Genomic DNA, 22,993 nt, shown 5'->3' with positions numbered 1-22,993 from the left:
GCAGCTATTCTGGATAGTGCTTAAGCGATTAAACAAGGGAGAATGATCGCAAATTCATCGATCACGGCTGATCGAAACGACAAGAATAGATTGGACTGACTTAGTGAACACGCTATACTATCAAGCCCCGGGGTATTGGGTGGGGGATTGTATGCCTTTCGGCGAGGGCGACACCTTTTACATCTTCCACCAACGCGACGATAGGGATCCAGAGCCGCTTGGAAAGCCATTCGGGTGGTCCCTGGTTACGACAAAGGACTTCATCCATTACGAAGACCATGGCGTGGTAATTCCACACGGTGGTGAGCGTGATCAGGATCAGTTCATTTATGCCGGCTCTGTTTGCAAAATCGATGATCGCTACCACATCATTTACACCGGCTACAACAGAAATATCGAGAACGAAGGAGGGCTTTCTCAGGTTCCGATGCATGCTGTCAGCAGCGACCTGTATCACTGGCAAAAGGTGGGCGAGCCATTGCCCTTCCTGCCTCAAGATGGGTATGACCCTTCTGACTGGAGAGATCCTTGGGTGGTCAGGGACGATGAGCAAGACCGGTATCTGGTCTTGCTGGGCGCTCGACAGCCCGGTCCGAAAACAAGACGAACCGGCAGGACAGTCTGCTTTTCATCACCGGATTTCATGAATTGGAAATTCGAGGGCGATTTTTGGGCCCCGGACTTGTATACGATGCACGAGATGCCGGACCTGTTCAAAATGGGAGACTGGTGGTATCACATAGTCACCGAGTACAGCGACAGACACGGGATGACCTATAGGATGTCAAGGAGCTTGAATGGGCCTTGGCTGCAGCCGCCGGACGACGGTCTGGAAGGAAGCGCATATTATGCCGCACGAACCTTCGCCTTGAACGGCCACCGTATCCTGTTCGGTTGGGTTGGGACCAAGGAAGGTGATCAGGACATTGGCAACTATGAGTGGGGTGGCGCATTCGTGCCTCATGAGATCTTCCAGCGGCCGGACCATACTTTAGGCGTTAAGCCAGTCACTACACTCTGGGACGGTTTTGTCGATCGGAAGCCCATCGATGACTTTGCCATGCAAGGTAACGATGGAAGGGTGCAACATAGGATCGCCGACCATCTAGGTAGCCCCTTCGCCTTTGAAGCCGATGTCAGATTCGCCCCTTCCACTCGCTCCTTCGGGATCGTCTTGGAGGAGAATCCGGATACCGAAGCAGGCTATCAGTTCCTGTGCAAGGTTGACGAGAACCGATGCACGTTTGAGGGAAGTCCGAACTTTCCCTGGTTTAACACCATGAATATAGGCCTGACCAGACCTGTGCGCCTGGATGCAGGCAGCACCCATCACTTGCAAGTCGTTGTGGACGATACGATTGCCACCTTATATATTGACGGGGTGGCCTTGAGCACCAGAATGTACCGGTCCAGCGGTGGGTCCGTCGGTATGTTCGTAACCGACGGTTCTCTCAAACTCTCGAATGCTTGGATATCAAATACGGTAAGGAGATGATGGTTGTGGAACGGTAAAGGTGTATGCGATGACGGGGAACATCGTTGAGGCTGATAACAATTGCTTAAGCGCTTATGCTAAGCATGCACACAGGATGTGATGATGAGTCAAGGCTTCCAATGGAGGAAGGCATGAATACAGTCAGGAAAACGACGGCCGTAATCGCAGCCGCGGTACTCACAATGGGCGTTCTCTCGGGTTGTGGAGGAACAGGATCCAGTAGCAGCTCGCAAGGTCGGGTCTACTACATGAATCAGAAAGGCGAAAACAATGAACAGTTTGTCCAGCTAGGAAAGCTGTTCACTAAGGATACAGGCATACCATTCGATATTACGACCGCTTCCCCAGGCAATTATGAACAAACCCTGAAAAGCGAACTCGCCAAGACAAATGCACCGACGCTTATTGGCCTGGACAACAATGACTTTCCCAACTGGGTGGATTATTGCGATGATCTTTCCGGGACGCGCATGTACAAGGATCTGCAGAACCGTGATTATGTGCTCAAAGATGGCGATACAGTCAAGGCCATTCCTTTTGTGCTTGACCGGTATGGCATTATCTACAATCGTGCGATTCTGAAAAAATATTTCGCCGCAGACTGGGCGAGCATTCACTCCGAACAGGAAGTCCGAGGATTTGATGCTCTCAAAAAAATGGTCGAAGAGATTCAGGCTCATAAAAGCGATCTAGGCATCAAAGGAGCATTCACCTCTGCTGGATTCGAGGCCAGTTCACGGCCTAGGTACGGCGACATGCTGCCGCATATACCGGTGTTTTACGAATATCGAGATCAGAACACGACGGTGATTCCTTCAAAGGTATCGGGCAAGTATGTGCCTAATCTCAAGAAGATATTCGATTTGATGATCAAGAACGAGACGGTTGCGCCAACACAGCTTTCAGGCGCGACCCTGGACGATGCTATTTCGGAATTTGCGCTTGGTGATGCGGCTTTCATCGAGATGGGGTCGTGGGCGTATCCACAGCTGCGCGGCAAGAAAGTCTCGGATAAGGATATGGGAGTTTTTCCGCTGTATATGGGAATCCCGGGTGAGGAAAACTCCGGGTTAACGATCAGCTCCAACTATTTCGCCATTAACAGCAAAGCCTCGCAAAAAGACAAAGACGCTACCAAGAAGTTTCTGGACTGGATGCTCGATAACGATGGAGCCAGAAAAATCGTCACTGACACCATGGGCTTCGAGACTCCTTTCAAATCCTATGCCAAGGCGGGTTTCAAAACGAAGAATCCCATACTGCGTGCCAATGATGTTTATGCCAAGCGGAACTGTTATGACTTGGTCATCCGCCCGCTTCCCACGGCTCAATGGGCTTTGACCATGGCCGATGCGATGTTGGAATACGCACAGGGGACTGGGCCATGGTCCAAGGTTGAATCGTCCTTCGTCGATGGGTGGACATCCGAGTACAACACGGTTCACAAGTCATGAGAGAAGTTTTACTGCGCTGTAATCGGAGTGGAACCGGCGCGGTTGTGCATGAGTAAAGGATATACACGGTACGCATGCCGCGCGAACACGGGATGTCTGTTCGGCGGGATGCGCACCGGTATGGATGAATCATTGGATTCTGTCTCGGAGGTTGATAATGATATCGATGGCCGGCAAGACGATTTCCCGTTGGTGGGCCTTGTTCGTCTTGCCTACGTTTGTGGCATTCGTGATTGGATTCGTCATCCCCTTCATATTGGGGATTTGGCTGAGTCTATGTCGTTTCACGACTATTGCAGATGCCAATTTCATAGGAACGAAAAACTACGCTGCAGCCATATCGGATCCTGAATTCTGGCATGCTTTGTGGTACACGGCCTTGTTTACGGTGGTCACTACGGTAATCGTCAATGTGTGTGCCTTCGCGATCGCCAGTCTGCTAACGAAGGCGATAAGGGGAGCGAATCTTTTCCGGTCGATCTTCTTCATGCCCAATCTGATAGGTGGCATCGTGCTCGGCTATATCTGGATGCTGTTGCTCAACGGTGTCCTCCAGCATTGGGGTAAGTCCATCACCTTTTCAGGTACGTACGGATTCTGGGGAATGGTATTGCTGATGTGCTGGCAGCAGATCGGTTACATGATGATTATCTACATCGCCGGGTTGCAGACCCTGCCCGGTGATGTCATCGAAGCTGCATCGGTTGATGGAGCAAGCGGCGCCCAGACCTTGTTCCATATCACCATTCCGCTGATGATGCCATCAATAACCGTTTGTACGTTTTTGTCGATCACCAATGGCTTTAAAATGTTCGATCAGAATTTGGCTCTGACCAATGGAGCACCGTCCAATTCTTCAGAACTGGTTGCGTTGAACATTTATAGGACATTTTACGGACGGGCTGGGTTCGAGGGAGCAGGCCAGGCCAAGGCGGTTATCTTCTTCGTCATCGTGGCCCTTGTCGCTATCCTGCAGAACAGGCTTACCGCTCGCAAGGAGGTAACCGCATGAGTGCCAAAGCCAAACATTCAGGCTGGTGGACACTGTTCTTCACACTGGTGTGCCTACTGTGGGTATTTCCGATCGTGCTGGTTGGTATCAATTCCTTCAAGGACAAAGTCTATATCACTCATGATGCCTTCTCTATTCCGCTGGGCGACATGTTCGCGGGCCTCGACAATTACCGAAAGGGCATTGAACAGACCAACTTCTTTGCCAGTTTTGGATGGACGGTAGTGGTAACGGTAGGATCTGTCGCACTGATTCTGCTATGCACCTCGATGTGTGCCTGGTGGATCGTCCGGGTGAACAATCGTACGGCAAAATCGCTTTATCTGGTCTTCCTCTTCAACATGATCGTTCCCTTCCAGATGGTGATGTTCACCCTGTCCAAGATGGCCGACATTATAGGGCTCAACACGCCTTGGGGCCTGTGGATCATATATCTTGGGTTCGGCTCCGGACTTCCGGTGTTCATATTCACCGGAGTGGTCAAGGGAATCCCCCAAGAGCTGGAGGAGTCGGCCATGATTGACGGGGCGAGTGTCCCCAGGACCTTTTTTGAGATTGTTGTGCCCATCATGAAACCCTCCATAGTGTCAGTGGCGATTCTGGAAGCCATGGGAATCTGGAATGACTTCCTGCTGCCCTACTTGACTTTGGATCTGCGAAAATATCGGACCATCAGCATTGCAGTGCAATATCTCAAAGGCGGTTACGGGACTGTCGATATGGGAGCGATGATGGGATGTCTTGTCATGGCTATCATTCCCATAGTCATTTTTTATGTAATCTGTCAGAAGTACATCATCAGTGGAGTATTGGCTGGTGCTGTAAAGGGCTGAAACTGCAATTCCTCCATGGTCCCTGGGCTGCTTTCTTAGGCCCGGGGACCATTTTCATTCCTCCGACAGGCTGTTTGGCTAGCCTGGTTGCAATACCGCGGACGGTATGTGCTGAGCAGGAGCCTCAGTCTGCCTGTCTGCATCATCGGAGGATTTTGTGACAGTAGAGCTGATTTTGAATTGCAAACGGTGTCATTAATATATGTCATCTCTTCGTCTCTAAGACTTGCCGCAGATTGAAGGATAGTTGCTGTTTCTCCAGTGATCGTAAAGGCTGAGTAATGATTTGCAGGCAGACAAGTTTCTTATTATGATAACGTGTGCAATACAAGTAGTCGCTTGGCGCTATGTCATTGATGGCGATTCGGTGTTGGTAATGGCCTTTCCGGGCAAGGACGGGGAAGGCCACTGTCAAAGCAGACCGGGCCGAGGCGAGGTTTGGCATCAATGGCGAGAATGGAGGAACTGCCCAATGACGGAATTGACTGAGCCAAGAGCATCAATATCAGCAGCCGAGTTTGCTGAGGGGGTTCGCAAACGACTGGTTCAACGCTGGGGAGTCGATGAGGCTGCAGCATCGCCGGTTCAGATTTATCAAGCAGCTTCTCAGCTGGTACGCGATCGTATGGCAACATCTTGGAAGTGCAGCAATCGACGCATGGCCGAAGGCACGACCAGGACTGTGGGCTACTTGAGCGCAGAGTATCTGCTGGGGCGGCAATTGCCCAATGCTCTTCTGGACGCAGGGATGACTGATCAATTTAATGAAGCCATGCGGGAATTGGGTTTTGACCCCGATGACGTCATCGAAGCAGAGCATGAGCCCGGTTTGGGCAACGGCGGATTGGGCAGACTGGCAGCCTGCTTTATGGATTCTTTGGCCTCGCTTGATCTGCCGGCCATCGGGTATGGTATTCGGTACCGCTATGGCATATTCGAGCAGGTCTTCGATGCGGATGGCAGACAGTTGGAAAAGCCCGATAACTGGTTGTCTGCCGGCGATGCCTGGGGATATCGACAGGTGGAGAGAGCGCAACGGGTTGCTTTTGGAGGACAGGTTACGGGGCAGGATGGCCACAGGGTTTGGCGCCCGGCCTGGTCGGTTCAGGCGGTTCCCTATGACTATCCGATCCCTGGTTATGCATCCGGGCGTATAAATACGCTTCGTCTCTGGCAGTCTGAAGCATATGACGGCTTTGATCTGCAACGCTTCAACCAGTCGGACTACGATGGCGCGGTACAGGCTCAGGTGCGAGCGAATACCATCAGCGCGATCCTTTATCCCGAGGATTCCACTGCGGACGGCAAGCGTCTCAGATTGGAGCAGCAGTATTTCTTTGTCGCTGCATCCTTGGGCGATGCCATAGCGACCTTCTACCATGGTCAGGATCATCCTGATCTGAGCACTCTGCCTGATCATATTTGCTTCCAGTTGAACGATACGCATCCAGTCATTGGCATCGCCGAACTGATGCGCATCCTTTTGGATGACTTCGGCTATGAATGGACGCAGGCGTGGGAAATCACACAGAGGACTTTCAACTATACTTGTCATACCCTCTTGCCAGAGGCTTTGGAGGAGTGGCCGCGCTCGCTTCTTGCGGAATTGTTGCCCAGGCATATGGAGATCATCGAGCGCATCGATGCTGATTTTGTCAAATATTTGAGGGACGAACAGGTTGATCAGGAGCGGATTGATGCCATGCGTATCATCACGCAAGGTGAGGATCCTACAATCCGCATGGCCTATCTGGCTACGGTTGGATCCACCAAGGTCAACGGTGTTGCACAACTGCATTCCCGACTTCTGCAAGAGGTCACGCTCAGGGACTTTCACACAGTTTATCCCGGCAAATTCACCAACGTAACCAATGGAGTGACTCCTAGACGCTTCATGCGATTGGCCAATCCGCGGCTCTCGGATCTGATTACGGAAGGTTTGGGAACTGATTCTTGGGTTGCCGACCTTTCCAAGCTGTCTGGTTTGGAACCGCTGGCCGATGATGACGACTTCGTGGCGCGCTTCATACGCGTCAAGGATGACAATAAAAGGGATTTTGCTCTCTACGCTCAACGACGGTATGGCTTCAGCCCCGACCCCTCAACCATGTTCGATGTCATGGTCAAGCGCCTGCATGAGTACAAGCGGCAGTCGTTGAAAATACTGGCCGTTATTGCTGATTACGCCGATATGATCGCCGGAAGATCCGACAATGATCGGGTGCAACCAAGAACGGTTATTTTCGGTGCAAAAGCAGCTCCTGGTTACGCCATGGCCAAGCTGACCATCCAGCTGATCAACAATGTGGCCAGAGTCATCAATGCGGATCCAAGGACCGATGGACTGCTTAAGGTGTATTTCCCGGCAAACTACAACATCAGCATGGCAGAACACCTGATTCCCGCCACTGACCTTGATGAGCAGATTTCGCAGGCCGGCAAGGAGGCCAGTGGGACAAGCAACATGAAATTCGCGCTCAATGGGGCTCTGACTGTCGGAACTTTGGACGGGGCAAATGTGGAGATACGCGAGAAGGTGGGTGCAGAGAACTTCTTTGCTTTCGGGCTGAACGTGGATCAGGTGCATGCTTTGGATGCTGAGGGATATGCTCCTATGGCATATTATGACAAGGATGCTCGTCTGAGAGCTGCTATTGATATGGTGGCATCAGGAGCCTTTTCGCATGGTGATCGTGATACTTATCGCAAGCTTGTCCAGGATTGGCTGAAGCACGATCAATTCATGGTCATGGCTGACTTCGGAGCCTACATGGATGCTCAGCGCAGGATTGACCAAGCATACAGACAGCCCGATCAGTGGGCTCGCAAAGCCATACTCAATATCGCCCGATGTGGCTCTTTCAGTTCCGATCGGGCAGTGGAGGATTATCTGACCCGGATTTGGATGCCAGGGACACGCAGATAAGCGGGGCCTGACGATTGCAGGAAGGTCACCGGGGAGGTTTGGTTGTATCCCTGAGGATCAGGTGCGTGGGGAACATTTGGTAAAGTTCCCCAGCGTCCTTTCCGGTGATCAGGCTGAGTATCTTGTCTGCTGCCGCCCGGCCCATGGCGTAAGGATCCTGTTGTATGGTGGTCAGTCCGATTGCGTCGCTGTAGGTGCTGTCGTCAAAACCGATAACGGATAGATCGTCAGGAACTTCTCGGCCATAGCGATGAAGACGGTAGAGAATTGGTATAGCCAATTCATCAGTTTGGAAGCATACAGCTGTCGGCGCTGGTTCCAGCGCCAGGAGTTGGGACAAGGCTGAGTTGTAGACATCCTGCCCGAGAGGACATTGTATGGCCGTGGCTTCATCCTGAATGTCCGCCCTGCGACAGGCATCCATAAAGCCTTCAAGCCGCTCGTCAGCCCTATAGCGGAAGGGCGAACCGTGCCCTGCCCTAATGAATGCTATTCGTCGATGACCTAGGCCTATCAGATGGTTGACAGCCAGACGCATGGAGTCGTGATCGTCGATATAAACGGCTGCGTCAAATTCCTTGATGGCCGGGATGTTGATGCCTACGATAGGCACATCCATGTTTCCCAGCCTGGCGATTTCATCCGGTTCTATGTTGAATGAACAAACCACTACTGCATCCGCGTTCCGACGAACCGGCAAATCGGAGAAAAATCGGCTGCGTGCTTCAAATGTATTCATTGTGTAAATGGAGATATCGTAGCCCGATTGTTGAAGAACGTCATTGAGGCCCGCGAAGACAAGGCTGTTGAACCATTTGGTCACACTGTCGCTTATGAGCATGGCAATGCGCATGGATTGTCCTGACTTCAGCGCTGCTGCCGATCTTGATATGCTAAAGTCCAACTGGCTGGCGATTTTAAGGACTTTTGCGCGGGTTTTCGCGGAAACCAGCTGTGGACGAGTGAAAGATCGGGATACGGTGGAGACTGATACGCCAGCTTTCCTGGCAACGTCCTGGATGGTGGATTTCACTGGGCGCCTCCGATTGCCGAAGAGGAGGCGTCCGCTGGGGATGCCGTTATGGTGCAGCACCTCATTCGAATCCTCCTCCATGATCCAGTTCGATGTGACGGAGCTTGCCCTCTTACCTTATAGATAACGATAGCAATTTCCTTCTTCATCTACTTCATCTTTATTATAGAACCCAGGACGCAGATCTAATCTGTCATAGATGTGATATCTGGGAAATAGCGAGTTTGCAATCTTTATACCACTTTTGGAATCGATCGCACGAACGCTGTTGATGCCACCGTATGAAAAGGTGGCGCGTAGATGACAACGGTTGAATTATAGAGAATGCTGCGTCTTGTTGGCTCAAAAGATTCATGTTGAGCCGAATCATTGGACGAAGATTTTGATGGAATGACTTGGTGAACCGCATTCTGCCATCCCTGATTGCTATCGTTTGCATTTTTCCGTTTTTTGTGGACAATGGAAGATAGGTCGAGTTTCGGTTCGGCACGAGTCGCTGGCAGGACACAAGTGACAGCGAGGAATTCGACTGAACAAGAAAGAAAGGTTCGATGATGAATCACACGATAACCAAGGGAATTGGTCTATTGGCGGCTCTGACTTTGTCTGTCGGAGCCTTGGGCGCCTGCGGATCGACTCAATCGGCTGATGGTGGTAAGACAGCCGCTGGAAAGGTCTTCTTCCTGAATTTCAAACCAGAAGCAGCAGATCAGTGGAAAGCGATCGCAGAAGAATATACCAAGGAAACCGGCGTCAAGGTTGATGTGCAAACGGCGGCTTCCAATACATACGAGCAGACGTTGAAGTCGGAGATGGCCAAATCACAGGCTCCGACCTTATTCCAGGTGAATGGGCCCGTGGGCCTAGCCAGTTGGAAGTCTTATACGGCAGACATGTCCAAAAGCGAAGTGTATCGCCAGCTGACCAATCAAGACTTGGCGCTCAAGTCGGATGACGGTCAGCAGGTCCTGGGAGTTCCTTATGCCATGGAGACCTATGGGCTGATTTACAACAAAGACATCATGGGCAAGTACATGAAGTTGTCTGATGCCAAGGTCAAGTCCGTGAAGGAGATAAATTCATTTGACAAGCTCAAGGCGGTTGCTGATGGCATTCAGCAGCACAAGGATGAGCTTGGCGTCAAGGGTGCCTTTACCTCGGCAGGGTTCGACTCTAGCTCCGATTGGCGCTTCAAGACGCATTTGGCCAATATTCCTCTCTATTACGAACTCAAGGAAGATAAGATCACCACTCAGCCAGAATCCGTCAAGGGAACTTATCTGCCTCAGTTCAAGCAAATCTTCGATCTTTATCTGAAGGATTCCACCACTGATCCCAAGCAGCTGAGCTCCAAGACCGGTGATGACGCCAATTCGGAATTTGCTCTTGGAGAGGCCGCTCTATATCAGAACGGAACCTGGGCATGGACTGATTTGGAGAAAGCAGGTATGTCCAAGGATCAGATCGGCATGATGCCCATCTACATCGGCGCTCCCGGCGAGAAGGATCAGGGTCTGGCGACAGGTTCGGAGAATTACTGGTGCATCAACAAGAAGGCCTCCAAGGATGATCAGCAGGCGACGGAGAAATTCCTGGCTTGGATGATAACCTCCGAAAAGGGCAAGAAAGCCATGAGCAGCGACATGGGCTTTACCACCCCCTTCAAGAGCTTTGATGATGTAAAATCCGACAATCCTCTGGTTCAGGAGGCAGTCGAAGACTCCAAGTCCGGCAAGACCCAGGTTAGCTGGAACTTCACCATGATGCCCTCCGAGCAGTGGAAGAATGACCTGGGCAACGCCCTTCTGGAGTACGCTCAGGGCACCGGCAACTGGGATAAGGTCAAGTCGGCGTTCGTAGACAATTGGGCCAAGGAGTATCAGGCCAATCGTCAGGCCTGATATATAGAGCGTCGGCTCTTCCATTCGCTTGCTGAAATGAGCAGCTGCCCGTCATAGACTTGTCCGAATTTCTGAGGAATGGTCATGGCGGGCTTGGATGGAGTCGGGGAAGGAATGGACGACCCATGGTAGTCAGATCGATACGGCGTTGGTGGGTCCTTTTTACCGTGCCCACAGTAGTGGCCTTCATAGTCGGATTTATTGTCCCCTTTCTTATGGGTGTGTGGTTGAGCCTGTGTCGTTTTACTACGGTGACTGATGCACGATTCATCGGGTTGACCAATTACCGTGCAGCGCTGGCTGACGGGGAATTCTGGCACGCTTTGGTCTATACCGTCGCTTTCACCATAGTGACGACTGTTGTTGTCAACGTAGCTGGATTCGCGGTGGCCTACATGCTGACAAAGGCGATTCGAGGGGCGAATGTGTTCCGCTCTGTCTTCTTCATGCCGAACCTGATCGGCGGCATCGTTCTTGGATACATTTGGCTGCTGCTGCTCAACGGCGTGCTCTCCCGATGGGGTCGATCCATCACCTACTCGGGAATGTACGGATTCTGGGGAATGGTGCTCCTGTACTGCTGGCAGCAAATCGGATACATGATGATCATCTATATTGCCGGTCTGCAGGCTCTTCCCGGTGATGTGCTGGAAGCCGCCTCGGTCGATGGTGCCAATAGTCGGCAACGGCTGATGTTGATTACGCTACCCCTGATGATGCCGTCGATAACTGTGTGCACCTTCCTGACAGTGACCAACGGGTTCAAGATGTTCGATCAGAACCTGGCATTGACCAATGGCGCGCCTTCGAACACCTCTGAGCTCCTGGCGTTGAACATTTACCGGACGTTTTATGGCAGGACCGGGTTTGAGGGCGTCGGGCAGGCGAAGGCGGTGGTGTTCTTCGTTATCGTGGCGCTGATTGCGCTGATACAGAACCGGCTTACCACCAGCAAGGAGGTAACGGCATGAGTGAGAAAACGAAAAGATCCGGGTTATGGAGCATCTTTTTCACTCTGGTATCCATACTGTGGGTGTTTCCTCTGGTGCTGGTGCTGGTCAATTCCTTCAAAAACAAGGCATATATATCGCGCAATGCCTTCTCGATACCTGTAGGCAGGGCATTCGTTGGTTTGGAGAATTACCGGCGTGGCATCGAACGGACCGACTTGATTGCCAGCTTTGGATGGACGGTGCTCATTACGGTTGGATCGGTGCTGTTGATTCTGATCTGCACCTCCATGTGTGCATGGTGGATCGTCCGCGTCGATAATTGGGCGGCCAGAACCTTGTATGTCCTGTTCCTGTTCAACATGGTCGTGCCCTTCCAGATGGTCATGTTTACGCTGTCCAAGCTGGCGGACATGCTGGGGCTTAATACACCTTGGGGATTGTGCCTTGTCTATCTTGGATTCGGTGCTGGTCTGGCCGTTTTCATTTTCACTGGCGTCATCAAGGGCATTCCCCGGGAGCTGGAGGAGTCAGCCATGATTGATGGAGCAAGTATTCCACGTACTTTCTTTGGAATCGTGGTGCCAATCATGCGGCCCTCGATCGTTTCAGTCGCCATTCTCGAGGCTATGTGGATATGGAATGACTTCCTCTTGCCATATTTGACCTTGGACATGCGCAGGTTCAAAACGATGAGCATAGCCATCCAGTACCTTAAAGGCGGTTATGGCAGTGTGGATATGGGCGCCATGATGGGATGCCTGGTGCTGGCAATCATCCCGATCGTTATCTTCTACCTGATTTGCCAGAAGTACATCATCAAAGGTGTGCTTGCCGGAGCAGTGAAGGGGTAGGCCGATGTTTCAGACATGGGGGCCTGCCCGGCCGTTCCTCCCTCGGGCGGGCTCCTGTGCCGATCATCATTGCATGGAGGTTTGATGGGTTTTCTTTCTCCCGATTCAGGGTTTATGCGCGGATTGTCGGATCTGGCGGATGCCATCTGGATCAACATGCTCATGCTGGTTACGGGTCTGCCCTTGGTTACCATTGGTGCGGCTTTGTCGGCAGGACATTATGCTGCTCGAAGGTCCCTTCAGGGGCGAGGCCATGTAACTGCCGATTTTTTCCATGCCTTTCGAGTGGAATTTATGCAGTCCACGTGCATATGGCTGATATTGGGTCCGATCGGTTGCCTGCTGATATGCGGATGGCTCCTGGTGCGCGTACCCCTCTTGCTGATACCTGGATTCGCCCTGGGGCTGCTATGGGCCATCGTCTTCGAATGGGTCTGGTCGCTGCAAGCCGGTTTTGAAAATACTGTCCTGAGGACCATGCTGAATGCACTGGTAATCGGCGTTGTCAATTGGCCGCGCACAGCGGCTTTGGTCGTCATGGACTTGGCGTATTTACTGCTTTTGGCCGTCTGCTGGCTTCGTCTTCCCCAGGGGCTTTTTCTTCTCGTGGTTCTAGGGTATGGAACACTTGTCATGCTCCATACGCCGATCCAGAAACCCACCCTTGACAGGTATCGGACCGGCAATTCGCAATCCTGATGGCCGTGAAATACCTGTATACATAAACATGTATACGATTCCATCAAATTGACTCGGATGTAAATGAAAAGGCGATGCAAAGCCAATTAAGGAATGACAACGATTGCAAGAACAATCTTGGTGGCCGTTGAACCTCGTGCGATTGCTCCCGGTATTCGACCTGCTGCCAAAGTAAGCAAAGGAGATCAACTATGTCACGGGGCGACGGTCCGGGGGTAATGCCATTGGGACGCCAGGAAGGTACACGTTGCGCAGGGTGGAATGAGGTCGAATTATGAGTACGAAAGCAGTGCAGTCATTGCCTGACACTACAAGCGCATTGGCACGTCTTGCCGCTTTGTGCGGTGTTGCTGCTGAATATGAGGATCAGCAAGGCGAATTGCAGCATATAGATGACGATGTGCTCGTCAGAGTGCTGGGGGCAATGGGTGTTCCAGCCAAGGACGATGCGCAGATCGGTCTATCGCTGAAGCGCATACTTCGTGACCGGAATGAACAGCTGTGTCCGCCGACCATCGTGCAGACCGTGGGCAATGATGTCAGGGTACCGCTTCGTGCAGCTGCAGGTTCCGTGCGAGCTTCGTTGAAGCTCGAGGACGGAACAGATCAATCATCGTCGCTGGTCATCACGTCGGGAGGCGGCCCGGATGACGGTCGATCCCTCTTTCTGGTTTTGGACGGCAGGATTCCGATTGGGTACCACGAGCTCACCGTATCGGACGGCATGCGGAGCGCAGTGTCGACGGTGATTGCTGCGCCGGGACATATTGATCTGCCGGCTGCGGTTGCCAAGCATCCACGATGGGGCTGGATGGTTCAGCTGTATTCGGTGCGCTCGCCGCAATCCTGGGGTGTCGGCGATTTCGGGGATCTACGTAGGCTTCTTGTGGATGCTGCTGATAAGACCAAGGCTGATTTCATGCTGATAAATCCCATCCATGCCGCCGAGCCAGTGCCTCCAATGACGCCTTCGCCGTATTTCCCGGCCTCTCGTGTGTTTATCAATCCCCTCTATATTCGACCTGAGCTGATCGACGAATACCAGAAAATGTCGGCAGGGGATAAGCAACGTATCCACACGCTCCTGAAGCAGGTATCTATGGATGATGCCGATCCTGACGTAATTGACAGGGATCATAGCTGGAAGTGCAAAGAGGCAGCCTTGCGGATCATCTATGACAAGGGTGAGCTGAGTCAGGAACGTGCTGGACAGCTGGAACAGTTCATTGATTCCGGTGGTGCTGAGCTCAGGGACTTCGCCTTGTGGTGCCTGGCATACCAATGCTGGGGCAGACCTGAGTCCGGACCCGACTCATGGTTTCATAGACTCGGCCCGGATTCTGTCGCCGTCAGTAACCTGCTGCAGGAGCATCATGACGACTTCGATTTCTATGTCTGGATGCAATGGGTTGCTGATCAGCAGCTGGAACGGGCGCAGAGGGCTGCCCGGGATGCTGGCATGGCTATTGGTCTGATGGAAGACATGGCTGTTGGTGTCAATCCTCTTGGAGCCGATGTCTGGACCCATCCGGAATCTTATGCATCCGGTGCCACGGTGGGCGCCCCGCCAGATGATTTCAATCAGCAGGGGCAGAATTGGATGCAGCCGCCGCTTGACCCGATGAGCTTGCAGCGAACCGGGTTTCTGGCCTATAGGCAATTGGTCCATGCCATGTTCGCTCATTGCGGGGCCGTCCGCATCGATCATGCCTTGGGCTTGTTCCGACTTTGGTGGATTCCTGACGGGTTGCCTGCGAGCCAGGGAGCCTACGTGTCCTATGATCAGGATGCCATGCTGGCGGTCTGGGCCATTGAAGCGACTCGTTCCGGGGGGATGGTCATCGGGGAGGATCTGGGTGTCGTCCCCCGTTACGCTTCGCAGGCTCTGGCTGAACGTGGCATTCTGGGCACCGTCATTGAGTGGTTTGAGCAGCAAGATGGACGGTTTACAGATCCGGCACAGTACCGTCAGTGTGCATTGGCGGCCGTGACTACGCATGATCTGCCTCCCACGGCTGGATATCTTCGTTATGAACATGTGCGACTCAGAGAGAAGCTGCACCTGCTGAACACGTCGCCCGCCAGTTTTGAACATGCCGCCAAGCAGGAGCATGCGGCCATGCTGCGCTTTCTGCAGGACCATGGCTGGTTGGATAAGGCAGCTGCCAGTGATGAGGACGGCCATATGCAGGAAATCGTGCAGGCTATGCACCGTGCCATTGCCGAGTCCCCCTGTCTGCTCAAGGTCGCCGCGTTGGTTGATGGAGTGGGCGAGGCTCGTTCGCAGAATCAGCCTGGCACAGTCGATGAATACCCTAATTGGCGCGTTCCATTGGCTGATGAACATGGGCAAGCAGTGAGTGCTGACAAGGTGTTCGATATGGCCCGTGTCCGCGCACTTGCCGGGATTATGCAGAAAGGGTGAGCCGGACTCCTGCCATCCCGGTATTTGCTCGTTTTTCAGTAGCGTTCTTGATAATGGGAATAATATTTGCCAGAAGAAGTTGAGTGATGTAGGCTCAAGTTTCGGAGTGGTCATGATGGCTGCTTGTCCGGGTCGACGGAAGTCGGCCATCGGGACCACGAACGAAGCGCGAGCGGAGAACGTGAACGTCGAGGTGCGGGGTCAGACCCTACGCCCCATTTCATCAGGAGGTAACGAGTATGGCACGTGCAGTTGGCATCGATCTGGGAACCACCAATTCCTGCATTGCAACCCTTGAGGGCGGCGAGCCCACGGTAATCGTCAACGCTGAGGGCGCGCGGACCACGCCGTCGGTGGTGGCATTCAGCAAGTCCGGCGAGATTCTGGTCGGCGAAGTGGCCAAGCGCCAGGCGGTCACCAACGTGGACCGGACCATCAGCTCGGTCAAGCGCCACATGGGCACCGACTGGTCCGTCGAGATCGACGGCAAGAAGTGGACCCCGCAGGAGATTTCGGCCCAGATCCTCATGAAGCTCAAGAGGGACGCCGAGTCCTACCTGGGCGAACCCGTCACTGACGCGGTCATCACCTGCCCTGCATACTTCAACGACGCTCAGCGCCAGGCCACCAAGGATGCCGGCAAGATCGCCGGTCTGAACGTCCTGCGTATCATCAACGAGCCCACCGCTGCAGCTCTGGCCTACGGTCTGGAGAAGGGCAAGGAGGACGAGCGCATCCTGGTCTTCGATCTGGGCGGCGGCACCTTCGATGTCTCCCTGCTGGAGATCGGCAAGGATGACGATGGCTTCTCCACCATCCAGGTTCAGGCCACCAACGGCGACAACAAGCTGGGCGGCGATGACTGGGATCAGAAGATCATCGACTGGCTGGTCAGCGAGGTCAAGAACAAGTACAACGTGGATCTGTCCAAGGACAAGATCGCCCTGCAGCGGCTCAAGGAAGCTGCTGAGCAGGCCAAGAAGGAGCTGAGCTCCTCCTCGTCCACCAGCATTTCCATGCAGTACCTGGCCATGACCCCCGACGGGACCCCGGTCCACCTGGACGAGACCCTGACCCGGGCGCACTTCGAAGAGATGACCTCCGACCTGCTGGGCCGCTGCCGCACGCCCTTCAACAACGTGCTGCACGATGCCGGCATTTCGGTTCAGGACATCGATCATGTGGTGCTGGTCGGCGGCTCCACCCGTATGCCCGCCGTCAAGGACCTGGTCAAGGAACTGACTGGCGGCAAGGAAGCCAACCAGACTGTCAACCCCGATGAGGTTGTGGCCGTCGGCGCTGCCGTGCAGTCCGGCGTCATCAAGGGCGACCGCAAGGACGTGCTGCTGATCGACGTGACCCCGCTCTCCCTGGGCATCGAGACCAAGGGCGGCATCATGACCAAGCTGATCGACCGCAACACCGCCATCCCCACCAAGCGGTCCGAGGTCTTCTCGACCGCCGAGGACAACCAGCCCTCCGTGCTGATCCAGGTCTATCAGGGCGAGCGTGAGTTCGCCCGTGACAACAAGCCCCTGGGGACCTTTGAGTTGACAGGCATCGCTCCGGCTCCGCGTGGCGTTCCTCAGATCGAGGTCACCTTCGACATCGACGCCAACGGCATCGTGCACGTCTCCGCCAAGGACAAGGGCACCGGCAAGGAGCAGTCTATGACCATCACCGGCGGTTCCGCCCTGCCCAAGGACGAGATCGACCGCATGGTCAAGGAGGCCGAGGCCCACGAAGCCGAGGACAAGCAGCGCCGTGAGGACGCCGACACCCGCAATGCCGCCGAGTCCGCCGCCTACCAGACCGAGAAGCTGGTCAACGACAACAAGGACAAGATTTCCGACGAGGTGGCCAAGGAGGTCACCGACAAGGTCAACGCTCTGAAAGAGGCTCTGAAGGGCGAGGACATGGACAAGATTAAGAACGCCCAGAGCGAGCTGATGACCTCCGCCCAGAAGATTGGCCAGGCCCTCTACGCCCAGCAGGGCTCCGGGGATGCTGCGGGCGCCCAGGGCGCTGCAGGTGCCGCCGGTGCTGCCTCGGGTGCGGGCTCCTCCTCGTCCGCCGATGACGACGTGGTGGATGCCGAGGTCGTGGACGACGACGACAAGAAGAAGGACGGCGAGTGACATGTCGGCCTTCGACAAGGATGATGCCGGGCCGCTGAAGGGCGACCCGGCCGCCGCCGGCGAACCGGACGGGAACGAGGCCAAGGCCTCTGACGCCGCCTCGACACCAGAGCAGGAAGCGGCTCGCGGACATCACGCCGACAAGAGCGCAGCAGACGAGGGCCAGGCGGCCGGCCAAACTTCGTCGGATTCCTCCCCCAAGGACGGGTCGCCAGCGGATACTCAAGCTGATGACAAGACTGATGCTGACTCGGCCAAGGAGGACGGTGCCGACAAGGGATCAGATGGGCTGACTCCTCTGGGCCAGGCCAAGAAGGAGGCCGCCGATTATCTGGAGGCCCTCCAGCGTGAGCGAGCCGAGTTCGTCAACTTCCGCAACCGCGCCAAGAAGGAGCAGGACATCTTTCGCCAGCACGGCATCGTGGATGTACTGACCGCCCTTCTTCCGGCCCTTGATGACATTGACAGGATCAAGGAGCACGGGCAGATGGATGATTCCTTCCAGGCCGTGGCCAAGAAGATCGACAAGACCTTCGAGAAATTCGGCGTCGAGAAGTTCGGTGAAAAAGGCGAGGACTTCGACCCCACCAAGCATGAGGCCATCCTGCACAAGCCGGACCCCGACGCCAAGAAAGAGACCGTTGACACGGTCGTTGAGGCAGGCTATCGGATCGGCGACCGGGTGATCCGGGCTGCAAGAGTAGTGGTGACTTCGCCCGGTCAGTAGCAGGGACGGTGATTGCGGACCTTCCGCAGGCTGAATCGACGCCTTCGCATGCGGCGGCTGGGTGGGTCATAGTCCCGCCCGCCGCCGCACGCGAAAGGGCGGATTCCAATTCGATATATTCGTAGCTTATGAGGAAAGGAGACATGGATGGCTGAGAATGAATGGCTGAGCAAGGACTATTACAAGGTCCTTGGTGTCTCCAAGGACGCCAGCGAAGCGGAGATCACCAAGGCCTACCGCAAGCTTGCCCGCAAATACCATCCCGATCTCAATAAGACCAAGGAGGCCGAGGAGAAGTTCAAGGACATCTCCGAGGCCTACGACGTGCTCAGCAACAAGGAGCAGCGTCAGAAGTACGATGCCATCCGCCAGTTCGGCATGGGGGGAGCCCGGTTCGCCGGGGGTTCCGGCCAGGGCGGCTTCAATACCGATGCGTTCTCGGACATCTTCGGCTCCATGTTCGGCGGGGCCGGGGCGCCTGGAGGCACCCGCATCCGTTTCGGCGACGGTTCGGGGCAGCCGGACTTCGCTGATATCTTCTCCTCCTTCGGTGGAGGTGCCGGCGGTGGCGGTCGGACCGCCTACCAGGAGAGCAGGCCCAGGCCTGTCAAGGGCGAGGATCGCAATTCGAAAATCGGCCTGTCCTTCCGTCAGGCGGTCAAGGGGGCCACGGTCTCCCTGAGCGTGGGCGGTAAGCGCTTCAAGACGCATATCCCCGCCGGGGTGCGCAACGGCCAGCGGATCAGGCTGGCTGGCAAGGGTCGGCCCGGCAGGGACGGGGGCGCCAATGGCGACCTCTACCTGCAGATCAGCGTCCAGCCCAGCCAACGGTTCACCATGAAGGACAGGGATTTGGTCATGATCCTGCCGGTGACGGTAGCTGAGGCGGCCCTGGGGGCCAAGGTCCAGGCCCGGGACATCGATGACCAGATCGTCACCTTCAAGATCCCGGCCGGCTCCTCCAGCGGCGACGAGATCCGCATCGCCGGCAAGGGGGTTCAGGACCGGCGCGGCAAGGGCGACCTGGTGGGGCGGCTTGAGATCCGCATGCCCGGTCGGTTGGGCATGGCCCAGAAGAAGGCCATGCGTGACTTTGCCAAGTCCAGCGGTGACTTCGAAGAGCAGATCGCCGGGGAGCGCATGAAGATATGACAATCCGGGTGCCGGATTAAGTCGGAACGAACAGCGGGGAGGAGTGATGATCATGGTCAGGGTGGATCCCGAGACCAGGCGGATTTATCTGGCCTGCGCTCGCGGCCTGGTGGCTGGGCACATCAGCCTGGATGCTGCCGACGATGCCGGCTTGGACATCGAGTTGCCGGTCTTCACCGTCGGCCAGGTCGGGCAGTTGGCCAACATCCATCCGCAGACCCTGCGCCAATACGACCGGCTGGGTCTGATTGTGCCGGAACGGACCGAGGGGGGTGCGCGCCGATACTCCCTGCGGGATCTGGACCGGCTGGGCCAGGCCCAGCATCTGAGTCAGGACGAGTCCATCAACCTGGCCGGTGTGACCAGGATCCTGGCCCTGGCAGAGGAGAATCGCCAGCTGAGGCGCCAGCTGCGGCGCTCCCACCAGTCACAGGGGTCCAGTATGTTCGCAGCCGCTGCCGACGGTCGGGTTGTCGAAGTCAGGCGGTCCAGCAGGGCCCGGCTCTGGCGGCAGGATACGACGCATGACGAGGCTGATCCGACTGATTCCAAATCGCTGATCGTCTGGAGCGTACGCTCCTGAGACAGGTGAGGGGCCTGTGCTATGGTGTACAGGTTGGCCGCTCGCCCAAGAGCTGCGGCTGACTGTCGCCTGAATGCTTTGAGTACGGGGAAACCGCTTGCGCGAAATTCGTCATTCTCTGCTTTGCACGCGGCCTGCGAACTGTCGACCGACAGTACCGTTTTCTTCCCTGTTGTGAAAGGTCATTGTGACTGCTTCATCCATGCCCGATTCCAATTCATCCAATTCCGGCCAACCCGCCGCGGAGCCTGTGACCTTCGACCAGCTGGGGGTGCCAGAACCCTTGGTCCGCGTCCTGCGCAAGGACGGCAAGACCAGCGCCTTCCCCATCCAGCGGGATACCTTGCCCGATGCCCTGGCTGGCCGTGACATCCTGGGCCGGGGCCGGACCGGTTCCGGCAAGACCCTGGCTTTCAGCATCCCTCTGGTGGCTAGACTTGCCGCCGATCAGGAAGGACGGGCCACCCATGGTCGCGGTGGAGCCGCCGGATCAGGCAGTCTGCCACGCCCGCGCGGTCTTGTCCTGGCTCCCACCCGCGAGCTGGCCAATCAGATCGATGAGGTTCTCAATCCGCTGGCCCAGGCCTACGGCATGCGGACCTGCACTGTCTATGGCGGGGTAGGCCAGGGCCGTCAGGTCGATGCGCTTCGGCGCGGTGCCAAGATCGTGGTGGCCTGCCCGGGTCGCCTGGAGGATCTGCTCCGCCAGCACAAGCTCAGCCTGGAGGACGTGGAGATCGCCGTGCTGGACGAGGCCGACGAGATGGCCGACATGGGCTTCCTTCCCGCCGTGGAGCGAATTTTGGCCCAGGTTCGTCCGGGCGGTCAGCGCATGCTCTTCTCAGCCACCCTTGATCATGGAGTGGATGCCGTGGTCAAGCGTTTCCTCAAGGATCCCAAGATTCACGAGGTGGATTCCGCCACCCAGCATGTGGATCTGATGACCCACCACATCTTCCGCACCACTCAGGCAGCCAAGCACGATCTCGTACGTAAGCTGGCCTCGGGCACTGGCCGGCGTATCCTCTTCACCCGGACCAAGTTCCAGGCCAAGAAGCTGGCCAAGAACCTGATCGACAATGGCATTCCGGCTGCACAGCTGCACGGCAACCTTTCCCAAAACCAGCGCGACCGCAACCTGGGGGCTTTCTCCAGGGGCGAAGTGAAAGTCCTAGTGGCTACCGACGTGGCCGCCCGAGGCGTGGACATCAGTGATGTGGACTTGGTGGTCCAGGTGGATCCGCCAGCCGATCCCAAGTCCTTCTTGCATCGATCAGGGCGCACGGCCCGGGCCGGCCGTTCCGGCGACGTGGTCACTCTGGTTCTTCCAGATCAGTGGCGCGACACCAGGCGGATGCTGCGCATGGCTCATATTGATGCCAAGCCGGTTCAGGTGACTGCCGATTCGCCCGAAGTTACCGAGCTCGTAGGGCCCGTGGCCAAGCCGATTCGCGGCTGGTCCCTGCAGACGGAGCAGCCGCAGGCTTCCGGTGAGCGGCCTGCCCGTAGCAGGCGTGGTGGACGCAGCGGGTATCGAGGTCGCTCACAAACAGACCGGCGCTTCGGCCGTGGCGGCCAGGAAAGGCATAAAGGCCGGGGACGTGGTCGTCAGGCTTCCTGGTCCCAGCGACCCTCCGAGGATCGGTCGGTGTTCGATCGTGAGGTTGGTCCCCTGGATGGCCGAACCAGAAGCCGTCGTCACGCCGGTAGCAGTGACCATACCGACGAATGCGACCATGGCCATGGCAGGAATCGCGCCGGATCGCGTCTTGATACAGACCGTCGTGACCTCCGTCGCGGTCGTCGCCGCCATCGTCGTGACAACAACCCCTTCCGCTACGCTTCCAGTCGTTGATCCGATGGGTCGTTCCAACGTTTATTCACGTACTGTATTTCGGGTTTCTAGATGGATTCAGGCAACGGCAATTACCCCGCTATTGTTATTTGCCCACCTACCAGGGTCGCTTCTTGGCTTTCTGGAGCTCTCTAATCACTGGTAGCTCAGTGAATGAGCGAGGCAGATTTTGCTGGAGCAAACGTTTCGTCCGAACACTGACCCTGATGTGAGTTCGTTAAGGACAGCAACAAGATAGTAAACGACCCGGCAATAGCCGATTAAACTATGTCATTTTTCCGAATATGTATGGTGCTGGTTCGGGATAAAAACATCGTGCCGCACAGTCTAATACTGATTATGAGTGGGTTGTTATTAGGATTCAAGTCAGAGTTCTCAAGTATGCATAGCAACGGGTACTACTGTTTCGGCATTGCTATAGCTGGCTGGGTCCTCAGATAGGGTATAGCCCAATACAGACCGTCAAAGTTGTAAATGATTGATTTAAGTCTTCATATCCATGACGGCTTACACCTTGGAACATTCATTCTCTTTACCTGTGCCACTGCGGATATCTTTGCCATGGTATCGATTGTAGCTGGCCTAAGATGGCATCTTATTTAATTAGATGTCCAATCTTATCTAGATTATAACCTAGCGATTTTAAACGTTAACATTCGGAGTTATGCAGCTCCTATGCTGCTTTTCTGACTTTCAAAGTCATTAATGTGGTTGCTCTTGGAAGATTGTAATGAACAGTCATTTCAAATTCTTTGTTCAACATATTCCAAGTCGGATCCGAAAGTCGAGAACCTGAGAATCTATCAAATGCCTAACACGTGGATGCCAGGTGTTTTGACAGTTCAAGGAGTGAAGAATGAGGCAAAGCCCGAGTTAGAACTGTGATAGATAAAGTTGACTAAACACTTGGACTTAAATGGGCATGAGTTATATTAGTATGCTTAAAATATATAAGT

15 protein-coding genes and 1 pseudogene are annotated in these 22,993 nt (G+C 55.1%); 15 read left to right on the top strand and 1 reads right to left on the bottom strand.

Annotation, left to right across the window (positions count from 1 at the left end):
- The first annotated feature begins 151 nt into the window (after positions 1 to 151).
- The 5 genes from H3U90_RS03010 (at position 152) to H3U90_RS02990 (ending at position 7,720) form a co-directional block, all read left to right on the top strand.
- Positions 152 to 1,495, top strand: coding sequence for a glycosyl hydrolase family 32 (locus tag H3U90_RS03010; RefSeq protein ID WP_232340499.1), 1,344 nt, complete (start codon positions 152 to 154; stop codon positions 1,493 to 1,495).
- Positions 1,496 to 1,614: 119 nt separating this feature from the next.
- Positions 1,615 to 2,949: an ABC transporter substrate-binding protein gene (locus H3U90_RS03005; RefSeq protein WP_232340500.1), complete on the top strand. Its 1,335-nt coding sequence runs from the start codon at positions 1,615 to 1,617 to the stop codon at positions 2,947 to 2,949.
- A gap of 157 nt (positions 2,950 to 3,106) precedes the next feature.
- Positions 3,107 to 3,961, top strand: a complete 855-nt coding sequence (locus tag H3U90_RS03000) for a carbohydrate ABC transporter permease (RefSeq protein ID WP_045934904.1) — start codon at positions 3,107 to 3,109, stop codon at positions 3,959 to 3,961.
- On the top strand, positions 3,958 to 4,794 hold the full coding sequence (locus H3U90_RS02995; protein ID WP_045934905.1) for a carbohydrate ABC transporter permease: 837 nt from the start codon (positions 3,958 to 3,960) through the stop codon (positions 4,792 to 4,794). Before H3U90_RS03000 ends, H3U90_RS02995 begins: the two co-directional genes overlap by 4 nt.
- 472 nt (positions 4,795 to 5,266) lie before the next feature.
- A complete protein-coding gene (locus tag H3U90_RS02990) occupies positions 5,267 to 7,720 on the top strand; it encodes a glycogen/starch/alpha-glucan phosphorylase (RefSeq protein ID WP_198176987.1) in 2,454 nt (817 codons plus the stop codon).
- A gap of 25 nt (positions 7,721 to 7,745) precedes the next feature.
- On the opposite strand, the gene H3U90_RS02985 is transcribed toward H3U90_RS02990, so the two are convergent.
- A complete protein-coding gene (locus tag H3U90_RS02985; protein WP_198176986.1) occupies positions 7,746 to 8,834 on the bottom strand; it encodes a LacI family DNA-binding transcriptional regulator in 1,089 nt (362 codons plus the stop codon).
- A 470-nt stretch (positions 8,835 to 9,304) separates the two neighbouring features.
- Here H3U90_RS02985 and H3U90_RS02980 point away from each other — a divergent pair, with 470 nt between their 5' ends.
- The 10 genes and pseudogenes from H3U90_RS02980 to H3U90_RS02935 form a co-directional block, all read left to right on the top strand.
- A complete protein-coding gene (locus H3U90_RS02980; protein WP_198176985.1) occupies positions 9,305 to 10,654 on the top strand; it encodes an ABC transporter substrate-binding protein in 1,350 nt (449 codons plus the stop codon).
- A gap of 125 nt (positions 10,655 to 10,779) precedes the next feature.
- Positions 10,780 to 11,625: a carbohydrate ABC transporter permease gene (locus tag H3U90_RS02975; protein ID WP_198176984.1), complete on the top strand. Its 846-nt coding sequence runs from the start codon at positions 10,780 to 10,782 to the stop codon at positions 11,623 to 11,625.
- On the top strand, positions 11,622 to 12,458 hold the full coding sequence (locus H3U90_RS02970) for a carbohydrate ABC transporter permease (protein WP_198176983.1): 837 nt from the start codon (positions 11,622 to 11,624) through the stop codon (positions 12,456 to 12,458). The genes H3U90_RS02975 and H3U90_RS02970 overlap by 4 nt, the downstream gene beginning before the upstream one ends.
- Positions 12,459 to 12,542: 84 nt before the next feature.
- Positions 12,543 to 13,157 carry a YesL family protein gene (locus H3U90_RS02965; protein ID WP_198176982.1) on the top strand — a complete coding sequence of 205 codons (615 nt, stop codon included), beginning with the start codon at positions 12,543 to 12,545 and terminating at the stop codon, positions 13,155 to 13,157.
- Positions 13,158 to 13,431: 274 nt separating this feature from the next.
- Entirely contained in the window at positions 13,432 to 15,582 is a 2,151-nt protein-coding gene (gene malQ, locus H3U90_RS02960; RefSeq protein WP_198176981.1) for a 4-alpha-glucanotransferase, read from the top strand.
- A 239-nt stretch (positions 15,583 to 15,821) separates the two neighbouring features.
- The gene (gene dnaK / locus H3U90_RS02955; RefSeq protein ID WP_015021196.1) at positions 15,822 to 17,720 is read left to right on the top strand and encodes a molecular chaperone DnaK; all 1,899 of its coding nucleotides are present in this window, start codon (positions 15,822 to 15,824) and stop codon (positions 17,718 to 17,720) included.
- 1 nt (position 17,721) lies between these two features.
- Positions 17,722 to 18,447, top strand: a complete 726-nt coding sequence (gene grpE, locus H3U90_RS02950) for a nucleotide exchange factor GrpE (protein ID WP_198176980.1) — start codon at positions 17,722 to 17,724, stop codon at positions 18,445 to 18,447.
- A gap of 147 nt (positions 18,448 to 18,594) precedes the next feature.
- Positions 18,595 to 19,599 (top strand): DnaJ C-terminal domain-containing protein, encoded by a 1,005-nt coding sequence (locus H3U90_RS02945; RefSeq protein WP_198176979.1) that lies wholly within the window; start codon positions 18,595 to 18,597, stop codon positions 19,597 to 19,599.
- 52 nt (positions 19,600 to 19,651) lie between these two features.
- Positions 19,652 to 20,182, top strand: a complete 531-nt coding sequence (locus H3U90_RS02940) for a heat shock protein transcriptional repressor HspR (RefSeq protein ID WP_198176978.1) — start codon at positions 19,652 to 19,654, stop codon at positions 20,180 to 20,182.
- A 202-nt stretch (positions 20,183 to 20,384) separates the two neighbouring features.
- Positions 20,385 to 21,956, top strand: a pseudogene (locus H3U90_RS02935) (DEAD/DEAH box helicase); the annotation flags it as partial.
- Positions 21,957 to 22,993: the final 1,037 nt, after the last annotated feature.

This window comes from Bifidobacterium sp. W8103 (genome assembly GCF_016100775.1).
Taxonomy (GTDB): Bacteria; Actinomycetota; Actinomycetes; order Actinomycetales; family Bifidobacteriaceae; genus Bombiscardovia; species Bombiscardovia choladohabitans.
The sequence above is the reverse complement of the archived record's forward strand: the minus strand, read 5'-3'. Positions and strand labels throughout refer to the sequence as shown.